The sequence below is a fragment of the Ruminococcus sp. AM31-15AC genome, from assembly GCF_003462045.1.
GTDB classification, from domain to species: Bacteria; Bacillota; Clostridia; order Oscillospirales; family Ruminococcaceae; genus Hominimerdicola; species Hominimerdicola aceti.
In genome coordinates, this window is the sequence record NZ_QTYG01000084.1 from 1 (window position 1) to 5,216 (window position 5,216).

The following is a 5,216-nucleotide window of genomic DNA, read 5'->3' on the forward strand; positions in this document are numbered from 1 at the left end:
AACGAAACAGCATCTTGAAAATTGAACAAAGACGAATAGTACGAAACCCTTGAGAGATTCTTTTGAGAAAAAGAATTAAAGTCTAACATAAAGACGTAAAAGAAATGTACGTTCAGTGAAGTGAACTGAAACAGGATAACAAGAGCAGAGATGCTTTTGATATACAACTTTAATTAAGAGTTTGATCCTGGCTCAGGACGAACGCTGGCGGCACGCTTAACACATGCAAGTCGAACGAGAGAAGAGAAGCTTGCTTTTCTGATCTAGTGGCGGACGGGTGAGTAACACGTGAGCAATCTGCCTTTCAGAGGGGGATACCGATTGGAAACGATCGTTAATACCGCATAATATAATTGAACCGCATGATTTGATTATCAAAGATTTATCGCTGAAAGATGAGCTCGCGTCTGATTAGCTAGTTGGTAAGGTAACGGCCTACCAAGCGACGATCAGTAGCCGGACTGAGAGGTTGATCGGCCACATTGGGACTGAGACACGGCCCAGACTCCTACGGGAGGCAGCAGTGGGGAATATTGCACAATGGAGGAAACTCTGATGCAGCGATGCCGCGTGAGGGAAGAAGGTTTTAGGATTGTAAACCTCTGTCTTCAGGGACGAAAAAAGACGGTACCTGAGGAGGAAGCTCCGGCTAACTACGTGCCAGCAGCCGCGGTAATACGTAGGGAGCGAGCGTTGTCCGGAATTACTGGGTGTAAAGGGAGCGTAGGCGGGATCGCAAGTCAGATGTGAAAACTATGGGCTTAACCCATAAACTGCATTTGAAACTGTGGTTCTTGAGTGAAGTAGAGGTAAGCGGAATTCCTAGTGTAGCGGTGAAATGCGTAGATATTAGGAGGAACATCAGTGGCGAAGGCGGCTTACTGGGCTTTAACTGACGCTGAGGCTCGAAAGCGTGGGGAGCAAACAGGATTAGATACCCTGGTAGTCCACGCCGTAAACGATGATTACTAGGTGTGGGGGGACTGACCCCTTCCGTGCCGCAGCAAACGCAATAAGTAATCCACCTGGGGAGTACGACCGCAAGGTTGAAACTCAAAGGAATTGACGGGGGCCCGCACAAGCAGTGGAGTATGTGGATTAATTCGAAGCAACGCGAAGAACCTTACCAGGTCTTGACATCGTATGCATAGCTCAGAGATGAGTGAAATCTCTTCGGAGACATATAGACAGGTGGTGCATGGTTGTCGTCAGCTCGTGTCGTGAGATGTTGGGTTAAGTCCCGCAACGAGCGCAACCCTTACTGTTAGTTGCTACGCAAGAGCACTCTAGCAGGACTGCCGTTGACAAAACGGAGGAAGGTGGGGATGACGTCAAATCATCATGCCCCTTATGACCTGGGCCTCACACGTACTACAATGGCTGTCAACAGAGGGAAGCAAAGCCGCGAGGTGGAGCGAACCCCTAAAAGCAGTCTTAGTTCGGATTGTAGGCTGCAACCCGCCTACATGAAGTCGGAATTGCTAGTAATCGCAGATCAGCATGCTGCGGTGAATACGTTCCCGGGCCTTGTACACACCGCCCGTCACGCCATGGGAGTCGGTAACACCCGAAGCCTGTAGTCTAACCGTAAGGAGGACGCAGTCGAAGGTGGGATTGATGACTGGGGTGAAGTCGTAACAAGGTAGCCGTATCGGAAGGTGCGGCTGGATCACCTCCTTTCTATGGAGAACAGAGAAGGAAAGAAAACTTCTCATAAAACAATTCTCCGGTCAGCAAAGGTTTAAGAAAGTAGTTTTTGTTCAATTTTGAGGATGCTGGAAACAGTATCTTTAAAACAGCACAATGGAGTACCTAGTCCCTGCATATGGGGGTGTAGCTCAGCTGGGAGAGCACCTGCTTTGCAAGCAGGGGGTCAGGAGTTCGATTCTCCTCATCTCCACCAAGGGACGAAGGAAGACGAACAGCTTGAGTGCCGTTATGTAAAGCATAATGGGCGCATAGCTCAGGTGGTTAGAGCGCACGCCTGATAAGCGTGAGGTCGGTGGTTCGAGTCCACTTGTGCCCACCAGCAAGAGAGATCTTGCAAGGAACGAAACTTGAAAATTGAATAATGAAAAGCAAAAGTAATGCAAATGAGGAAAAATGAACGACAATAACGAAAGTTAAAGTCGGGTAAAAAACCTGCAATTAGCATAAAAATTAAGAGGATTAGACATAATTCAAAAATGGTTAAGCTAAGAAGAGCGTAGGGAGAATGCCTTGGCATTAGGAGCCGACGAAGGACGTGATAAGCTGCGATAAGCTGCGGGGATCAGCAAGTATGAATTGATCCGCAGATTTCCGAATGGAGCAATCCGTATGTGTATGCACATACATCATATACTGAATCAAATAGGTATATGAGGGGAACCGCCTGAACTGAAACATCTAAGTAGGGCGAGGAAGAGAAATCAACCGAGATTCTGTGAGTAGTGGCGAGCGAAAGCGGAAGAGGCTAAACCATAGGTAGCAATACTTATGGGGTTTCGGACAGCATTTAGTATTGATAATTTCTAGTTGAAACGTGTGGGAAAACGTACCGAAGAGTGTGAGAGTCACGTAAGCGAAAGAGAGAATCAGCGAGCTGTATCCAAAGTACCGCGGGACACGTGAAACCCCGTGGGAAGATGGGGGGACCATCCTCCAAGCCTAAATACTACCTAATGACCGATAGCGAATAGTACTGTGAAGGAACGGTGAAAAGAACCCCGGGAGGGGAGTGAAAAAGAACCTGAAACCCTATGCTTACAAGCACCGAGAGCACGTCAAAGTGTGATCGGGTACCTTTTGTAGAATGGTCCGGCGAGTTATTGTATGCGGCAAGGTTAAGTGCTTAAGGCACGGAGCCGAAGCGAGAGCAAGTCTGAATAGGGCGAATAAGTCGTATGCAATAGACCCGAAACCGAGTGACCTATCCATGTCCAGGCTGAAGTGGAGGTAAAACTCCATGGAGGGCCGAACACACGTCCGTTGAAAAGGCCGGTGATGAGGTGTGGATAGCGGAGAAATTCCAATCGAACTCGGATATAGCTGGTTCTCTCCGAAATAGCTTTAGGGCTAGCCTCGTGAAAGATTACTGGAGGTAAAGCACTGAATGGGCTAGGGGTCGAAAGATTACTGAACCTATCAAACTAAGAATGCCAGATAATTGATTCACGGGAGTCAGACAATGTGAGATAAGTCTCATTGTCAAAAGGGAAACAGCCCAGACCCACAGCTAAGGTCCCTAACATTGTTAAGTGGAAAAGGATGTGGGGTTGCATAAACAACCAGGATGTTGGCTTAGAAGCAGCCACTCATTAAAAGAGTGCGTAATAGCTCACTGGTCGAGTGACCCTGCGCCGAAAATTCAACGGGGCTAAACAATGTACCGAAGCTTGGGATTCTAGATTTATCTAGAGTGGTAGGAGAGCGTCGAATAAGGGGTGAAGTCAGAGCGGAAGCGCTGGTGGACTTTATTCGAGTGAGAATGCCGGAATGAGTAGCGAGAATTATGTGAGAATCATAATGGCCGAAAATCTAAGGTTTCCTGAGGAAGGTTCGTCCGCTCAGGGTAAGCCGGGGGCTAAGGCGAGGCGGAGACGCGTAGCCGATGCACATACGGTTGAAATTCCGTAGCCACCGAAAGATTTAAATACAGGGACGCTTTAGAAGTGATGTTGCCGGGCGATGGTTGACCCGGTCGTAAGGGATCGAAAATGAGTAGAGAAGTCATCATGGAAAGAGACAAGAAAAGCTGTATGAATATCTTAGGTGCCCGTACCGCAAACCGACACAGGTAGATAGGAAGAAGATTCTAAGGCCAACGGGAGAAGGGTTGTTAAGGAACTCGGCAAGTTGACCCCGTAACTTAGGGATAAGGGGTGCTCAAGTGATTGAGCCGCAGAGAATAGGCCCAGGCGACTGTTTAGCAAAAACACAGGTCTCTGCTAAATCGAAAGATGACGTATAGGGGCTGACACCTGCCCGGTGCCGGAAGGTTAAGAGGAGATGTGAGAGCATTGAATTGAAGCCCCGGTAAACGGCGGCCGTAACTATAACGGTCCTAAGGTAGCGAAATTCCTTGTCAGGTAAGTTCTGACCCGCACGAAAGGTGTAACGATCTGGGCACTGTCTCAACAACCCGCCCGGCGAAATTGTAGTACCGGTGAAGATGCCGGTTACCCGCGACTAGACGGAAAGACCCCATGGAGCTTTACTGTAGCCTAATATTGGATTTCGGTATTTCACGTACAGGATAGGTGGGAGACTGGGAAGCACAGGCGTCAGCTTGTGTGGAGTCGACCTTGGGATACCACTCTTGGAGTGCTGGAATTCTAACCTGCGGCTTTGAAGCAAGTCGGGGGACATTGTTAGGTGGGCAGTTTGACTGGGGCGGTCGCCTCCTAAAGAGTAACGGAGGCGCTCAAAGGTTCGCTCTGCATGGATGGAAACCATGCGTCAGAGTGTAAACGCAAAAGCGAGCCTAACTGCGAGAATGACGGTTCGAGCAGTAACGAAAGTTGGAGTTAGTGATCCGGCGGTATGTGAATGGAAATGCCGTCGCTCAACGGATAAAAGCTACCCTGGGGATAACAGGCTGATCTCCCCCAAGAGTCCACATCGACGGGGAGGTTTGGCACCTCGATGTCGGCTCATCGCATCCTGGGGCTGAATTCGGTCCCAAGGGTTTGGCTGTTCGCCAATTAAAGCGGTACGCGAGCTGGGTTCAGAACGTCGTGAGACAGTTCGGTCCCTATCTGTCGTGGGCGTAGGATATTTGCAAGGAGCTGTCCCTAGTACGAGAGGACCGGGATGGACGCACCTCTGGTGCACCAGTTGTCACGCCAGTGGCACAGCTGGGCAGCTATGTGCGGAACGGATAAACGCTGAAGGCATCTAAGCGTGAAGCCGCCCTTAAGATAAGATATCCCTTCTGTTTACAGAGTAAGACCCCTTGAAGACTACAAGTTGATAGGCTCAAAGTGTAAGCACGGTGACGTGTTTAGCTAGCGAGTACTAATCGGTCGAGGGCTTAACCTTATTGGTTATGACTACTCCTTTTAACCAACAGCTTTTTCATTATTCAATTTTGAGGATTCGTTCCTCTTCACTTAGTCGGTGGCGTTTGAGTTGAGGTCACACCTGTTCCCATGCCGAACACAGTAGTTAAGCTCTTCTTCGCCGAAAATACTTGGATGGTAACGTCCCGGTAAGATAGGGTGCTGCCGACACCT

General features: G+C 49.0%; 2 tRNA genes and 3 rRNA genes. All 5 read left to right on the plus strand.

Annotated features, from left to right (window positions below):
- The first annotated feature begins 169 nt into the window (after positions 1 to 169).
- The 5 genes from DW793_RS13610 (at position 170) to rrf (ending at position 5,213) form a co-directional block, all read left to right on the plus strand.
- Positions 170 to 1,680: ribosomal RNA gene (locus DW793_RS13610) — 16S ribosomal RNA — on the plus strand.
- A 147-nt stretch (positions 1,681 to 1,827) separates the two neighbouring features.
- Positions 1,828 to 1,903, plus strand: a tRNA-Ala gene (locus DW793_RS13615).
- A 49-nt stretch (positions 1,904 to 1,952) separates the two neighbouring features.
- Positions 1,953 to 2,029 (plus strand) — tRNA-Ile (locus DW793_RS13620).
- 159 nt (positions 2,030 to 2,188) lie between these two features.
- A 23S ribosomal RNA gene (locus DW793_RS13625) occupies positions 2,189 to 5,022 on the plus strand.
- Positions 5,023 to 5,096: 74 nt separating this feature from the next.
- Positions 5,097 to 5,213: ribosomal RNA gene (gene rrf, locus DW793_RS13630) — 5S ribosomal RNA — on the plus strand.
- The 16S, 23S and 5S rRNA genes sit together here with 2 tRNA genes alongside, the layout of an rRNA operon.
- Positions 5,214 to 5,216 lie beyond the last annotated feature (3 nt).